The sequence below is a fragment of the Janthinobacterium sp. GW821-FHT03A03 genome (genome assembly GCF_059421435.1).
Window position 1 is genome coordinate 1,288,803 of sequence record NZ_JBWKUZ010000001.1, and the last position, 14,877, is coordinate 1,303,679.

Consider the following 14,877-nt stretch of genomic DNA (forward strand, 5'->3'; position numbering starts at 1 on the left):
GGAGAAATACATGAAGTTATCCTGCTTGCGCCCACTCGCCGCGCTGCTGCTGACCCTGGGACTGGCCGCTTGCGGCGGCAAGGCCTCGTACGATGTCAGCGGCACAATCTCCGGCTTGAACAATGAAGGACTGATCCTGGCCAATGGCGGCGAATCCCTGCCCGTCGCGGCCGGCAAGACATCTTTCACCTTTGCCAAGCGCATCGACTACGGCACCGAGTACAACATCACCTTCAAGCAACAACCGGCCCACATGACCTGCAGCATCAGCGGCGGTTCCGGTTCGGCTGGTCACTACCTCAATATCAGCGCCTTTGTTTCTTGTTCACAAAATACCTATAGCGTGGGCGGCACGGTTTCCGGCCTGACGGTGGACGGCCTGGTGCTGATTAACGGCAATACGCAGACAACGGTGGCCAAGGACGCCACGGCCTTTACCATGACCGGCCCTGTTGCCGATGGCACCACCTATAACGTCAGCGTCTTCACCCAGCCGAAGGGGCTGCTGTGCGTGGTACAACAAGGCACCGGCGTCGGCACGATGGGCGAAGCGAATGTGACGACGGTGAAGGTCGCCTGCAATCCGGCCTGAGTTGCGACGACGGTAGCCGCCAGGCGGCTACCGGGAAGAGATATCACGGAAATCTATATTTGATATTCCAAAGATAAATTGGAGTTATATGTGGCGATGCAGCATAATGCATCTGTCTCCTCCAACTCTTCCAAGAATTGGATTTAGCCCGCTTTCACCAGCGGGCTTTTTTTTGCCCAACATTCCTCAACCGGGTTTGTTCAGACCCGGCTGCAGCATTTGCACGATGCTGGAGAAATCCTGCTGCGCATAACCGGCTTGCGCATGCATCTGGTACAGCTGGCGCACCAGGCCGCCCAAGGGCGTGGGCGCGTTCGCCGACAAGGCCGACTGCTGCGCCAGGCCCAGGTCCTTCAGCATCAGCGCCGTGCCGAAGCCGCCGCTGTAGTTGCGCGAAGCGGGCGTGCCGTCCATGACGCCAGGCCACGGGTTGTACACTTCCAGGGTCCAGTTGCGGCCGGAACTCTTGGCCATGATCTCGGACAACACTTTCGGGTCCAGGCCATGCGCCACGCCCAGGTTCAGCGCCTCGGCCGTGCCCGCCATCAGAATGCCCAGCAGCATGTTGTTGCAAATCTTCGCCACCTGGCCCGCGCCCGCCTCGCCGGCATGGAAGATATTCTTGCCCATCTTTTCCAGCAGGGGTCGCGCCTGCTGCAAGGCGGCGTCCGGGCCGCCGACGATGAAGGTCAGGGTGCCGGCCGCCGCGCCCGCCGTGCCGCCCGAGACGGGCGCATCGATCATGGCAAAACCGCGCTCGCTGGCCGTCTGCGCCACCTGGCGCGCCACGTCGGCGGCGATAGTGCTGCAATCGATGAGCAAGGCGCCCGGCTTGGCCGAGTCCAGCACGCCGCCGGCCCCCAGGTACAGTTCCTGCACGTGCTTGTTGGCGGGCAGCATGGTGATGACGGCGTCGGCCGTCTGCACGGCCGCACTGGCGGACGCGGCCGCCGTGGCGCCCGCCTCGACGAGGGACGCCACTGCCGCCGGCGCCAGGTCGAACACGGATACGTGGAAACCGGCGGCCACCAGGTTGCGGGCCATCGGCGCGCCCATGTTGCCCAGGCCGATAAAAGCGATATGTTGCATTTTTAGAGTCTCCTGTAGCGCCTAAAAAAGCCCATGGCGTTGTTGCCTAGCCCTGAGCATTTTTATGCACTACTTAAATGTTTAAATGGGCAGGTCGGCCAGCGGATGCTGTGTCCACGGCGCCGCAAAATACTCGTCCAGGTACGCTGCGCTGACGTCACCCAGGGTGGCCGGCTGCCATTGCGGCGCGTTGTCCTTGTCAATCAGCAAGGCGCGCACGCCTTCGCTGAAGTCAGCATGGGCGCAACATTGCACGGCGACGATCAGTTCCAGCTGGAACACTTGCGCCAGGCTCAGATGACGCGTGCGTACACGCATGGCCCAGACCAGGGCGGCCGAGCTGGGCGCGCCCTTGTCCAGCGAGTGGGCCGCCTTTTGCAGCCAGGCCGAATCACCGTCATAGGCGGCAATGGCGGCCACCACTTCGGGCAAGGTGGGCGCTTGCGTCAGCGCGGCGATGGCGTCGAAGTTGGCGCGCACTTCGGACACGGGCAACATGGATGCGGGAGCCGAGAAGCCGCGCAGCAGGCGGTCCAGCTGCTGGTGATTCGCCTGCGGACTGGCTTGCCATTGCGCCAGCGCCAGCGCGTCGAGCACCATGTTCCGTTCTTCCTGACGCAGGAAATAGTCGCCCAGGCCCGCAAACAGGGCGTCGGCCGCGTTCAGCGGCGCGCCCGTCAAGCCCAGGAACAGGCCGCTGCGCCCTGGCATGCGGCCCAGAAACCAGCTGCCGCCCACGTCGGGAAACAGGCCGATGGTGATTTCCGGCATGGCGATGCGCGTGCTTTCCGTCACGACCCGGTGGCTAGCACCGGCCATCAGACCCAGGCCGCCGCCCATGACGATGCCGCCGCCCCACACCAGCAACGGTTTCGCATACGTATGGATGCGGTGGTCGAGCCGGTATTCCTCGGCAAAGAAGGCCAGCGCCTGCGGGTTCGGCACGACGCCGGGCTGCTCGACGATGGCCGCGCGCAGGCTGCGCACGTCGCCGCCCGCGCAAAAGGCCTTGTCCGTCGACGATTGCAGCACCACGCAGGCGATGGCGTCGTCAGCGGCCCAGCGCACGAGGGCGCTGTCGATGGCGCGTATCATGTCCAGGGTCAGCGCGTGCAAGGATTTGGGCGCATCGAGGGTGATGACGCCCAGCTTCATGCCGCCGGGACAGTCGCGTTCCTCGATTTTCACGGTTTCAAGCAAAGTCTCAACCATTCTTCCACTCCGCCGGACGTTTTTCCAGGAACGCCTGCACGCCTTCCTTCTGATCTTGCGTATCGAACAGGCCCAGGAACAAGGTGCGTTCATCGGGCAGGGAATGGACCAGGGGACGGCTGCGCGCGCCCTGGATCAGTGACTTGCACGCCGTCACGCTGCTGGGACTCTGGCGCGCCACCTTGGCCGCCAGGGCCAGGGCCGTGGCGGCAGCCTTGCCGGTTGGCACGACTTCCTCGACGAGGCCGATGGCCAGGGCCCTGGCCGCATCGACGCGCTCGCCGCATAAAATCATGCGCTTGGCCCAGCCTTCGCCCACCAGCCACGGCAGGTGCTGCGTGCCGCCCGCGCACGGCAGCAAGCCGACGGACGCTTCCGGCAAGGCCATCTGCGCGTGTTCCTCGGCGATGCGGATATCGCAGGCCAGCGCGCATTCGAGCCCGCCGCCCATGGCGTAGCCGTTGATGGCGGCGATGCTGACGCCGCGGAATGCGGACAGCGCCTCGAAGGCCTCGCCAAAGGCGGCGGCCATGGCGAAGGCCGTGTCCTTGTTGCCATCGGCAAACACGTTCAGGTCGGCGCCGGCCGAGAAGAACTTGGCGCCGCCGCCCGTGATCACGAGCGCGTACACGTCAGCGTCCGCGTTCAGGTCGGCCACCAGTTCTTTCAGGGCGCGCAGGCTGGCCAGGGTCCAGGTATGGGCGGGCGGGTTGTCGAGAGTCACCAGGGCCGTGTGGCCACGGCGTTCCAGCAGCAGATTGGTATACACTTTAGTCATCGTAAGGTCTCCGTGGCGCCGTCTTTCAAAATCGCTCGCGCGACGATCAGGCGCATGATTTCATTCGTCCCTTCCAGGATCTGGTGCACCCGCGTGTCGCGCACGTGGCGCTCGAGCGGATACTCGCGGATGTAGCCGTAGCCACCGTGCAATTGCAGCGCATCGTTGGCGACATTAAAACCCACATCCGTCGCGAAACGTTTTGCCATGGCGCAATATGCCGTCGCATCCGGGCTTTCCTGGTCAAGTTTCCAGGCTGCCAGGCGCACCATCTGGCGCGCCGCCACCAGTTCCGTCAGCATGTCGGCCAGCTTGAATTGCAGGGCCTGGAACTGGGCCAGCTCGCGGCCGAACTGCGTGCGCTCCTTCATATACGTTTGCGCGCGCGTCAGGGCCGCCTGCGCCGTGCCCACCGAGCACACGGCGATGTTGATGCGCCCGCCGTCGATGCCCTTCATGGCAATCGCAAAACCTTCGCCTTCCGCGCCCAGCAAGTTGCCAACAGGCACTTTCACCTGGTCGAAGCTGATGATGCGCGTAGGCTGGCTGTTCCAGCCCATCTTTTCTTCTTTCTTGCCATACACGATGCCGGGCAGATCCGCCGGCACGGCAAAGGCGGAAATGCCGGCCGCACCCTCGCCGCCCGTGCGTGCCATGACGATCAGCATGTCCGTCTGCCCCGCGCCCGAGATGAACGCTTTCGTACCGTCGAGCACGTAAAAATCGCCCTCTTTTACTGCCTTGGTGCGCAAGGACGCCGCGTCGGAACCCGATTGCGGTTCCGTCAGGCAATAGCTGGCCAGCTTCCGGCCGGCGGCCAGCGCTGGCACCCACTCGTCGCACAGGGCTTCCTGTCCCCAGCGCGACAGCATCCAGGTGGCCATGTTATGGATCGTGATATAGGCCGTGGTCGAGGTGCAGCCGCCGGCCAGTTCCTCGAAGACGATGGCCGCGTCCTGGCGGGACAGGCCCAGGCCGCCCCAGCGCTGCGGCGTGTACAGGCCGCAAAAGCCCATCTCGCCCGCCTTGGCGATGGTTTCCACGGGAAAGATCGATTCCGCATCCCAGCGGGCCGCGTGCGGCGCCAATTCGCCCTCGGCAAACGCGCGCGCCGCCTGCTGGAACTCGCGCTGCTCGTCGCTCAGTTCAAAGTCCATGCCAGCTCCTTACTTGAGGCTGATGGTGGTGTTGACCTTGCCCACCGACGCCGCATCCGTGAACCAGCGCTGGGTGATCGTCTGCGTCTGCGTGTAGAACAGCACGACCTGCTTGCCGAACGGGCCCAGGTCACCGAGCTTGGAGCCGCGCGAGCCCGTAAAGCTGAACAGGGGAACGGGCACGGGAATGGGCACGTTGATGCCGACCTGGCCCACGTCGATTTCTTCCTGGAAATAGCGCGCGGCGGCGCCGCTTTGCGTGAACAGGGCCGTGCCATTGCCGTTCGGATTCGCGTTCACCAGGGCGATCGCTTCATCGAGCGTGTCGACTTCGACGACGATCAGGACGGGGCCGAAGATTTCCTGGTCATACACGGCCATGCCGGGTTTCACGCCGGACAGGATCGTCGGCCCGACGAAGTTGCCGTTCGGATAGCCGTCGACCTTCACATCGCGGCCGTCGAGGGTCAGCACGGCGCCCTGCTCGACGCCCTTGGCGATCAGGCCAAACACGCGCTCTTTTGCCGCGCAGGAAATCACAGGGCCCAGGTCAGGATTGTCCTTGCCCGCGCCCACCGTCAGGGTTTGCGCCTTGGCGGACAGTTCCGGCAGCCACTCGCGCGCCTCGCCCACCAGCACGGCAACGGACGCCGCCATGCAGCGCTGGCCGGCCGCGCCGAAGCCTGCGCCCAGCAGCTGGTTCAAGGTCTGTTCTTTATTTGCATCAGGCAAGACGACGGCATGGTTCTTGGCGCCCATCATGCACTGCGCGCGTTTGCCGTTCAGGCTGGCGCGCTGGTACACATGCGTGCCCACCTTGCTCGAGCCGACAAACGAAATCGCCTTGATGTCCGGGTGGTCGCACAGGGCGTTGACCACGTCCTCGCCGCCGTGAATGACGTTCAGCACGCCAGCCGGAATGCCCGCCTGCAAGGCCAGGCGCACGAGTTTTTCCGTCACCAGCGGGTCTTGCTCCGATGGTTTCAGCACGAAAGTATTGCCGCAGGCAATCGCCATCGGAAACATCCACAGCGGAATCATGGCGGGGAAGTTGAACGGGGTGATGCCGGCGCACACGCCCAGCGGCTGCATCACGCTGTAGGTATCGACGCCGCCGGCCACGTTTTGCGCGTATTCGCCCATCTGCAGGGTGCCGATATTGGCGGCATGCTCGACCACTTCCAAGCCGCGGAACACGTCGCCTTCCGCGTCGAGCAGGGTCTTGCCCTGTTCCATCGTCAGGGTGGCGGCCAGGTCGGCCATGTTTTCGCGGATCAGCTGCTGGAGTTTCAGGAAAATGCGCGCGCGGGCGCCGATCGGCGTCTTGCGCCAGGTTTTGAAGGCGCGCTGGGCCGAGGCGATGGCGGCGTTGACTTCATCGGGCGTGGCGAACGGCACCTTGGCCAGGACTTCCTGCGTGGCGGGGTTGACGACGTCGCGCCAGACGGTGGTGCGGGATTCGACCCATTCGCCGTTGATCAAGAGGGGAACGGTCGGAATTATGTTTTGCGTGGTCACTCGGTGTCTCCTGGTGTGGGTATGGTCTGTTTGCATTATTCGCACAATCCCCAGCGCAAACAAGGCGTGAAAATGCGAGATAATGCAAAGCTGAATCTGTTAATCTGCAAAGATTGTAAATTTGCAGATTCCACAAACCGAGGGAGAGTAAACGCGATGGCAAAGGTTTTCATGGGCGTGCGCCTGCAGCGCCTGCGCGAGGAAAGGCGCATGACGCAGGTGGCGCTGGCCAAGTCCCTGGGCATCTCGCCCAGCTACCTGAACCAGATGGAGCGCAACCAGCGCCCGCTGACGGTGCCGATCCTGTTGCGCATCGGCAGTGTTCTCGGGGTCGACCCGCAAATCTTTTCCGAGCACGACAGCGCCAGCCTGGTGGCCGACGTGCGCGACGTGTTCGGCGAATTGCCCGACGCGCCGCCCACCTCGATGGCGGAACTGAAAATGCTGGTGGAAAACATGCCGGAACTGGCGCGCTCGATCTTGCTCTTGCAGCGGCGCTACCGGGTGATGGCGGAACGGGCCGATACGCTGGCCGCGCGCCTCGATGACGGCAGCCGCGGCGCCAGTTCGGCCGCGCCATCCACGGACGAGGAAGTGCGCGAATACCTGAACCGGCGACAAAATTACATCGATGAACTGGACCGGGCGGCCGAGCTGGTGGCGGGCGAACTCGACCCGCAACTGCGCACGCTCGACGCCCTGCAAAGCCGGCTGATGGAGCGCCACGGCATTCAGGTGCAGCTGTCCGATGGCGACGCGGGCATGGTGCGCAAGCACCGCTTTGATGCGCAACAACATATCCTGTTTCTGCCCGACACCCTGACAGGGGGCCAGCGCGCCTTCCAGATGGCGGCCCAAATCAGCCTGCTCGAACACAGTTCGCTGATCGACGCGCTGGTGCTGGCGGCGGGATTGTCCGGCGCGGCCGCGCAGACGGGCGCGCGCCTGGCGTTTTCCAATTATTTTGCCGGCGCCCTGTTGATGCCGTATCAGCGCTTCCTGCAGGCGGCGGAGTCGCGCGCCTACGATATCGAGCGCCTGGCGCACCAGTTCGGTGTGGGTTTTGAAGCCGTGTGCCACCGTTTGAGCACCATGCAGCGCCCCGATGCGGCGGGGCTGCCGTTTTTCTTCGTGCGCGTTGACCGCGCGGGTAACGTGTCGAAGCGCCAGTCCGCGACGGATTTCCATTTTTCCAGGGTGGGCGGCACTTGCCCCCTGTGGATCGTCTACGACGCCTTCAGCCATCCGGGCCAGGTACTGACGCAAGTGGCCAGCATGCCCGACGGCTGCACCTATTTATGGATCGCGCGCCAGGTCAGCACGGCGTCGCCCGGCTTCCGCGCGCCCGGCAAGACTTTCGCCGTGGCGCTGGGCTGCGACATCTCGCAGGCGCACCGGCTGATTTACTCGAAAGGGCTGGACCTGCACGATCCCGGCGGCGCCACGCCGATCGGCACGGGCTGCAAGGTGTGCGAGCGCCAAAGCTGCCCGCAGCGGGCGTTTCCGTCGCTGCTGGCGCCGCCGCCAGTGTCAGCCTGATTTACTCGACGACCCGGCTGCGCAGCGCGTCGAATTCACGCGTAAATTGCGCGCGCCAGTCGCGCCGCGTGGACTCGTCTATCCAGGCCGCGTCCAGGCCATTCAACATGAAGCCGCGCATGTCATCGAGGCCGAAGCCGAATTCGCGCATCATCATCCAGGCGCCTGTCGGCGTCACGTGGTGCAGGGTCGGGTCGTCCGTGTTCGGATGCAGTTTCAGGCCCAGCCTGGCCATGGCGCGGATCGGGTGGTCGAGGGCCCAGCGCTCGGGCGCCAGGGTGCGCAGGTAATACGAATTGGTGGGCACGACGGTAAACACCAGGCCGCGCTCCACGCAGCGCTGCGCCAGTTGAGGATTATCAACAATCGTGTAGCCGTGGTCGACCCTGTCCACCTGCAATTGCTCGATGGCCGTCTCCACGTTCATCCACGGCATGCCGAATTCGCCCGCGTGCGCCGTGCACTTGAAGCCGGCCTCGCGCGCGGCGCGGTAGGCCTCGATGAAGAGTTCCGGCGGACGGTCGTTTTCGCGGTAGTCGATGCCGATGCCGATGACTTCCGGCGCGCGGTGCGCCTTCATCCATTCCACCATCTGCACGGCTTCCGCGGGAGCGGCTTCACGGTCGATGCTGGGGATCAGACGGCCGATCACGCCAAAATCCCTTTGCGCGTCGCGGATGGCGGCCACGATGGCGTCCTGCGCCGAGCCGTAGCGGATGCCCGACACGCGCACCGTGCCGGTCGGATTCCAGAAGAACTCCGCATAGCGCACGCCGTGGCCATGCGCGTCTTCCAGGTATTCGTAGGCGAGGCAATACAGGTCGGTCGGCGTGACGATCAGGTGCGCGTCGAGCGCGCGCAGCACGCGCAGCACGCCGACGGGCTTGTCGCCGCGCGTATAGAAAGCGTCGATCTCTTCGGGAGTGACGACATTGCCCGCCTTGGCGGCCAGCGCGCGGAAAGTGGCCTGGCGCACCGTGCCGAACAGGTGGCAATGCAGCTCCACCTTCGGCATGGCGCGTAAAAACTGTTCGATGCTCAGGGCAGGCAGGGTGTCGGCAGGGTGACTCATGAAGCTCGCTTCGTTAGTGGAAAAAAGATCAGACGAGAATGGCGGCCAGGCGGCGCATCAGGCGCTCGATGGCAGCCGGGCCGTCGGCCAGCATCGCCACTTGCGTGTTGATGGGCGCGCGGCGCGGCACGCGGAACTCGCATACCGTCATGCCGCGCGTCAGTTCGCCCGTCAATTCGATGGCCACGTGAGCCGGCTGGAACTGGAACAGCTGCGGCGCTTCCAGGTACAGCGCCACGACCGGGTCGTACATGGGCATGGGCACGGAACCGTCGGCACTGCGGATGCGCACATACGCTTCCAGGTAGCCAGCCAGACGCAAGGCACGCGGCGTGGCGATGGCGCGCAGGCGTGCCACTTCCAGTTTAGTGACCAGCAGCTGGCGGCACAGGTTCAGGCCGAACATGCGCAGCGGGATGCCGGCCTTGAATACCTGCGCGGCCGCTTCCGGGTCCGCATAGATATTGAATTCGGCCGCCGCCGTGTGGTTGCCCTGGTCGGTGGAGCCGCCCATCAGGATGATTTCGACAATTTTTCCGGCGATATCGGGCGCGCGCGTCAAGGCGGTCGCCAGGTTCGTCATCGGCGCGATCGCCATGATGGTGATCTGGCCCGGATGCTTGCGCACGGCGGCGATCAGGGCGTCGACGGCGTGGCCGGCAGCGTCGCTGGCGGCGCCTGGCGGCAGGATTTCTCCGGTCGTCGGCATGCCGCTGTCGCCGAGGATGCGCTGCGCCGTTTCGATGACGCCCGCCAGCGGTTCTTCGCAGCCGCGGTAGATGGGCACCGTCAAGCCGTCATGGGCCTTGATGCGCAAGGCGTTGTCGTAGGTGATGGCGACGGGCGCATTGCCCGCCACCACGCTCACGCCCAGCCACTCGATGTCCGGATTGCTGCCCAGCAACAACATCGTCAGCCAGTCGTCAAATCCGGGATCCGTGTCGAGCCAGATTTTTTTCAAGGCTTGGGTCATGATGGTTTCCAGTTAAAAAATCAGGCAGCCAAACACAGGGCGCTGTCGGACGGCAGCACGAACGAGACGGCCGTGCCTTCGCGCCAGGCGGCGCCGCCGGCCGCGCAAATGCCCTTGACCTGGCCCAGCGGCGTTTGCAGCAGATATTCGACGGTGTCGCCCAGGAAGCCGCGCGCCAGCACGGTGCCCGGGTACTGGCCGCTTGCATCGTCGGCGGCGCACACGCGCACCTTGTCCGGACGCCAGCCCAGCACCGTCGTGCCCGAGGTCACCGGCGCCGTGTACGGCAGGCTGGCGCCCGCGTGGTGCAGCGCGCCGTCGCGGTAGTCGAACAGGTTCTCGAAGCCCATGAAGTTGGCAACAAAACGCGTCGACGGCGTATTGAAGACGGCTTCCGGCGCGGCCAGCTGCTCGATGCGGCCGCTGTTCATGACGACGATGCGGTCGGACAAAGCCAGCGCTTCTTCCTGGTCATGCGTCACGTACAGCATGGTGATGCCCAGTTCGCGCTGGATGCGGCGCAATTCGGCGCGCATCTGCACGCGCAGCTTGGCGTCCAGGTTCGACAGCGGCTCATCGAGCAGCAGCAGGGCCGGCTCGACGACGATGGCGCGCGCCAGCGCCACGCGCTGCTGCTGGCCGCCGGACATCTGCGCCGGCAAGCGCGTTTCGAACCCCGCCAGGCCGACGGCGGCGATCACGGCTTCCACCTTGGTTTTCAGCAAAGCTGGCGCAACCTTGCGCAGGCGCAAGCCGAAAGCGATGTTGTCGTATACATTCAGGTGAGGAAACAAGGCGTACGACTGGAAGACCATGCCGATATTGCGTTTATTCGGCGCCAGCTTGCCGATCTCGCGGCCGTCGAGCACGATGCGGCCCGACTGCAGCGGCATCAGGCCGGCAATCGCGCGCATGGTGGTGGTCTTGCCGCAGCCGCTGGGGCCCAGCAGGGAAATCAGTTCGCCCTGCTCGACGTGCAAGTCCAGGTCTTTCACGGACGTCGTGTTCTTGGCGTAGCCGAGGTTCAGCTTGTGCAGTTCCAGATAACTCATCGTGTATTGCCTCTTACATGTATTTAGAAATGCCCAGCACCTTCTCGGTCACCATCACGAAGGCCATGGTGAACAAGACCAGCAAGGTCGACAGGGCAGCGATCGAAGGATCGAAGCTGTTTTCCATATGTCCCAGCATCTCGATGGGCAGGGTGCTGATGCCAGGCCCCGTCAGGAACAGCGAGACGGGCACCTGGTTGAACGAAGTGACGAAGGCGAGGAAGAAGGCGGCGATCACGGCGTTGCGGATGTTCGGCAGCACGATCATGAAGAACGCGCGCAGGCGCGACGCGCCCAGCGTGATGGCGGCATCCTCGATATCCACGCGCAGGTTCACCAGGCTGGCGTACACCACGCGCACCGAATACGGGATCAGCAACGCGATATGGCCGATCAACAGGCCCACGTAGACGGGCGCATTGATGGTCAGCACGAGGTGGTGCAGCAGTCCCAGGCCGACGAGGATGGCGGGAATGATCAGCGGCGACGTCAGGATCTGGCGGATGGCGCCGATGCCGGGCGGCGGCATGCGTGAAAACGCATACGCGACGGGTATGCCCAGCAACAGCGCGATGACGGTGGCGATCAGGCCGATTTCCAGGCTGGTCTGGAAGGCCCGGCGGAACTCGGGCGCCGACCACACTTCGATTATCCAGCGCAGCGAATACGACTCGGGCGGGAAGGCCAGGGTTTCGCCGCCGCTAAAGCCGGCCAGCACGACGATGGCGAAGGGGCCCAGCAGGAACAGGAACACGAGCCACAGGACGGCGCGCGAGAATAAGCTTTCTTTCATACGGAACTCCGGCTCGAGGAAATACGTTTAAGGCCGGCATTCACCAGCAAAGTCATGCAGACGAGGATGACGGCGATGACGTTCGCCGCGCCGAAGTCGCTCTCCACGCTGACCTTCTGGTACAGCAGGGTTTCCAGCATCAGCACCTTGGTGCCGCCCAGCAGGGCCGGCGTCACATAGGCCGTCACGCAGCCCGTAAACACCAGGGTGCCGCCGACCACCAGGCCTTCCTGCGTCAGCGGCAGGGTGACCTTGCAAAAGACTTGCCAGGGATTGGCGCCCAAAGTCGCCGCGGCCGGTTCCACGTCGCGCGGCAGGTTTTCCAGCGCGCCGGCCAAGGACATCAGCATCAAGGGCAGCAGCAGTTGCAGCAGGCCGACAAAGACGGCGAACTCGCTGAACAGCAAACGCAGCGGCTCGTCCGTGAAACCCATGTTGACCAGCGCCGCGTTGAGGGCGCCATTACGGCCCAGCAAGACGATCCAGGCGTAGGTACGCGCAATCGGCGAGACCATCAGCGGCAAAATCATCATGCCCACCACCAGCCCGCGCCACTTCGGCGACACGCGCGCCACGGCCTGCGCGGCCGGGTAGCCGAGGATGACGGCAGCGAGCGTCACCAGCGCGGCGATGCGCAGGGTGCGCCAGAAGATGGTGCGGTTGAATTCCTGCGAGAAGAATTCGACGAAGCGGTCAACGCCCCACTGCATGCCGTCGCCGACGCGGAAGGCGTCGACCAGCAGCGCCAGCACGGGCAGCAGGAAGCAGACAACGATAAAGATCAGCGCGGGCAGGACCAGCAGCAGGCCCAGGCGCTTTTTTGGATCAGCAAACATGGTGTTCTCTCCTCGTCACCACTATTTGCTCATGGCCTTGTTCCACTGCGTCATCCAGTTGCTGCGCTGTTTGATGATGGTTTCCGGCTTGACGAATTTCAGCGAGTTGATCTGGTCAGGGCCGTAGGTGTTGAATTGCGCGGCCGCCACGGACAGGCGCACGTCCTTGTTGACGGGCGAGTCGACCAGGTTGGTCGCCAGCTGCGTCTGCACTTCCTTGGACAGCCAGAAATCCATCAGCTGGTACGCCAGGTCCGCATTCTTCGAGCCGGCGACGATGCCCATCACGTTCATGCCGGCCGCCTGGCCTTCGGCCGGGATGCTCCATTTCAGGGGCAGACCCGTCTTGAGCATTTGCGACCACGTAAAACGCGCCACGGGCGCGGCCCAGATTTCATCCTGGGCGAACAGGGCGGCCAGCTGCGCGCTGTTTTTCGAGAACGTGACGACGCTGCCCTTCATGCCGACGATCTTGGCAAAGCCGGCGGCATAGTCATCCGTCTTGCCGCCCCAGGCCGCATCGGCCATGCGCAGCATCAAGGGGCCCTGCGTGGTGCTCACGTCGGGGAAGGCCACGCGGCCCTTCAGTTCGGGGCGCCACAGGTCCTTCCAGGACGTCAGCGGGGCGATCTTGTCGCTGCGGTACACCAGGCCCACGGAATACAGGGTGTAGCCGACGGCGAAGTTGCCGCCGATGGGGTTTTTCGCCACGTCATACAGGGCCTTGTAATTGCTCAGTTTGGAGTAATCCATGGGCTGGATCACGCCCTTCTGTGCCGCTTCCAGCATGCCGGAATCGGACAGCAGCACCAGGTCGATGACCGGGTTCTTGGCGTGTACCACCAGCTTGGCGATGCGGTCAGCATTATTTCCCGTTTCCACCTTGATATCGCAACCGCATTTGGCCTTGAACGGCTCGTACACATACTTCATGAACAGGGGCTGGGCAATCGGATAGGCCGAAATGACCAGCTCGCGTTTTTCCGCGTGGGCGGCGTTGGCCAGCAAGCCTAGGCTCAAAGCCAGCATGAGGTGCTTTTTCAAGATGCTTCCTTTCAGGGGGCGGCGCTGCGGGACAGCGCCTGTAAAGATGAATCAGAATCAGAAATAATGTCGCATGCCGACGATCAGCACGCTTTGCGTCTTGCCGCCGGACGCGCCGAAGCCGAACACGCGGGCGAACGTCGCATCGCCGGCCGCCTTCTGGTAGCTCCAGGTGACGGCGACGTCGGTGCGCTTGGACAGGAAGTAATCGGCCTGGAAGTTGACCTGATGCCATTTCGGCGTCTTGTTGATCACGTCATATTTTCCGGTGGTATAGAAATACGACGCGCCCAGGTTCAGCGCTTCCGTCAGCTTGTGGTTCACGTTCAGATCCACGTTTTGCAGGGTCAGATTGCTTTGGTCCAGGTAGTGGTAGCGCACGTTGGTGTACAGCGCGCCAAACTTGGTCCTGCCCACATTATAAAAGCCTCCCGTGCCGGCGATGGCCTGGCTGTCCACGCCGGCGCCCTTGACGGCGCTCTTGTTAAAGATCAACAGGGAGCTGCCATAGTCGTTGCCGATGGCGCCATTCGGCGCATCGGGGCTGTTCGGGTGGTCCATCTTGGTGTAGGCGACGGCCCAGCTGAAGGCATCGACCTTGTAGCCGGCGCCCATGCTGTAGACGCGGTTGCGCTTGGAGTCCGCCGGGTTTTCGCTGAAGCCATACAGGCCCGTGAACGACAGGTTGCTGATGTTCGGGCTGACGTACTTGACGGCATTTTGCACGCGCAAGTTGTTATAGCCATTGTCGTTGTCGCCGATGTGCACGCCGTTACTGGCGATGACCACCGGGCCCAGCAGGTCCTTGACGGCTTCGTACTGGCGGCCCAGGGTCAGGGTGCCCTTGTCGTTGCTGGACAGGCCCACATACGACTGGCGGCCGAACAGGCGGCCGCTTTGCGAGGCCGTGCCCGTCATCACGTTAAAACCGTTTTCCAGCACGAAGACGGCCTTGTTGCCGTCGCCCAGGTCTTCCTGGCCGCGGAAGCCGATGCGGGGATTCTGGTTGGTGCCGCTCAGCGCATGCGTGCGGCTGCCGTTACCCTCGTCCGAGACATAGCCGATACCGGCCGACAGCAAGCCATACACTTGCACGCTGCTTTGCGCCTGCGCCGCGCCCTGCGCCGCCAGCAAGCCACCCACCACCATCGTTCCAGTCATCCATTTATTCATCGCCGCCACCCTAAAAAAGAATACACCCTGAGTTTTTTGGAATTATTGT

14 protein-coding genes are annotated in these 14,877 nt (G+C 63.8%); 2 read left to right on the plus strand and 12 right to left on the minus strand.

The features are described from left to right. The first annotated feature begins 10 nt into the window (after positions 1–10). Complete coding sequence (locus tag AC07VI_RS05975; protein WP_099419382.1) at positions 11–592, plus strand: hypothetical protein; 582 nt, start codon at positions 11–13, stop codon at positions 590–592. A 186-nt stretch (positions 593–778) separates the two neighbouring features. Here the strand turns inward: AC07VI_RS05975 and mmsB are convergent, their stop codons facing one another. The 5 genes from mmsB to AC07VI_RS06000 form a co-directional block, all read right to left on the minus strand. Continuing rightward, the gene (gene mmsB, locus AC07VI_RS05980; RefSeq protein WP_099374059.1) at positions 779–1,681 is read right to left on the minus strand and encodes a 3-hydroxyisobutyrate dehydrogenase; all 903 of its coding nucleotides are present in this window, start codon (positions 1,679–1,681) and stop codon (positions 779–781) included. Positions 1,682–1,762: 81 nt separating this feature from the next. After that, the gene (locus tag AC07VI_RS05985) at positions 1,763–2,893 is read right to left on the minus strand and encodes an enoyl-CoA hydratase/isomerase family protein (RefSeq protein WP_086144664.1); all 1,131 of its coding nucleotides are present in this window, start codon (positions 2,891–2,893) and stop codon (positions 1,763–1,765) included. Next, complete coding sequence (locus AC07VI_RS05990; protein ID WP_086144665.1) at positions 2,886–3,671, minus strand: enoyl-CoA hydratase; 786 nt, start codon at positions 3,669–3,671, stop codon at positions 2,886–2,888. The genes AC07VI_RS05985 and AC07VI_RS05990 overlap by 8 nt, the downstream gene beginning before the upstream one ends. Then, entirely contained in the window at positions 3,668–4,828 is a 1,161-nt protein-coding gene (locus AC07VI_RS05995; RefSeq protein WP_086144666.1) for an acyl-CoA dehydrogenase family protein, read from the minus strand. The genes AC07VI_RS05990 and AC07VI_RS05995 overlap by 4 nt, the downstream gene beginning before the upstream one ends. A 9-nt stretch (positions 4,829–4,837) precedes the next feature. Then, positions 4,838–6,382, minus strand: a complete 1,545-nt coding sequence (locus tag AC07VI_RS06000; RefSeq protein ID WP_086144667.1) for a CoA-acylating methylmalonate-semialdehyde dehydrogenase — start codon at positions 6,380–6,382, stop codon at positions 4,838–4,840. Positions 6,383–6,502: 120 nt separating this feature from the next. Between AC07VI_RS06000 and AC07VI_RS06005 the strand changes: the two genes are divergently transcribed. Next, positions 6,503–7,885, plus strand: coding sequence for a short-chain fatty acyl-CoA regulator family protein (locus AC07VI_RS06005; RefSeq protein ID WP_086144668.1), 1,383 nt, complete (start codon positions 6,503–6,505; stop codon positions 7,883–7,885). A gap of 1 nt (position 7,886) precedes the next feature. Here the strand turns inward: AC07VI_RS06005 and AC07VI_RS06010 are convergent, their stop codons facing one another. The 7 genes from AC07VI_RS06010 to AC07VI_RS06040 are packed head-to-tail and all read right to left on the minus strand — an operon-like array spanning position 7,887 to position 14,816. Continuing rightward, the gene (locus AC07VI_RS06010) at positions 7,887–8,957 is read right to left on the minus strand and encodes an adenosine deaminase family protein (protein ID WP_086144669.1); all 1,071 of its coding nucleotides are present in this window, start codon (positions 8,955–8,957) and stop codon (positions 7,887–7,889) included. Between the two features lie 28 nt (positions 8,958–8,985). Next, positions 8,986–9,930 carry a nucleoside hydrolase gene (locus AC07VI_RS06015; protein WP_226936408.1) on the minus strand — a complete coding sequence of 315 codons (945 nt, stop codon included), beginning with the start codon at positions 9,928–9,930 and terminating at the stop codon, positions 8,986–8,988. A 20-nt stretch (positions 9,931–9,950) separates the two neighbouring features. Next, positions 9,951–10,982 carry an ABC transporter ATP-binding protein gene (locus tag AC07VI_RS06020; RefSeq protein WP_086144670.1) on the minus strand — a complete coding sequence of 344 codons (1,032 nt, stop codon included), beginning with the start codon at positions 10,980–10,982 and terminating at the stop codon, positions 9,951–9,953. 13 nt (positions 10,983–10,995) lie between these two features. After that, the gene (locus AC07VI_RS06025) at positions 10,996–11,775 is read right to left on the minus strand and encodes an ABC transporter permease (RefSeq protein ID WP_034778814.1); all 780 of its coding nucleotides are present in this window, start codon (positions 11,773–11,775) and stop codon (positions 10,996–10,998) included. Next, the gene (locus AC07VI_RS06030; RefSeq protein WP_086144671.1) at positions 11,772–12,611 is read right to left on the minus strand and encodes an ABC transporter permease; all 840 of its coding nucleotides are present in this window, start codon (positions 12,609–12,611) and stop codon (positions 11,772–11,774) included. The genes AC07VI_RS06025 and AC07VI_RS06030 overlap by 4 nt, the downstream gene beginning before the upstream one ends. A gap of 21 nt (positions 12,612–12,632) precedes the next feature. Beyond that, on the minus strand, positions 12,633–13,655 hold the full coding sequence (locus AC07VI_RS06035; protein ID WP_492996148.1) for an ABC transporter substrate-binding protein: 1,023 nt from the start codon (positions 13,653–13,655) through the stop codon (positions 12,633–12,635). A 57-nt stretch (positions 13,656–13,712) separates the two neighbouring features. Further along, positions 13,713–14,816, minus strand: coding sequence for a porin (locus AC07VI_RS06040; protein ID WP_086144672.1), 1,104 nt, complete (start codon positions 14,814–14,816; stop codon positions 13,713–13,715). Between the last annotated feature and the right edge of the window lie 61 nt (positions 14,817–14,877).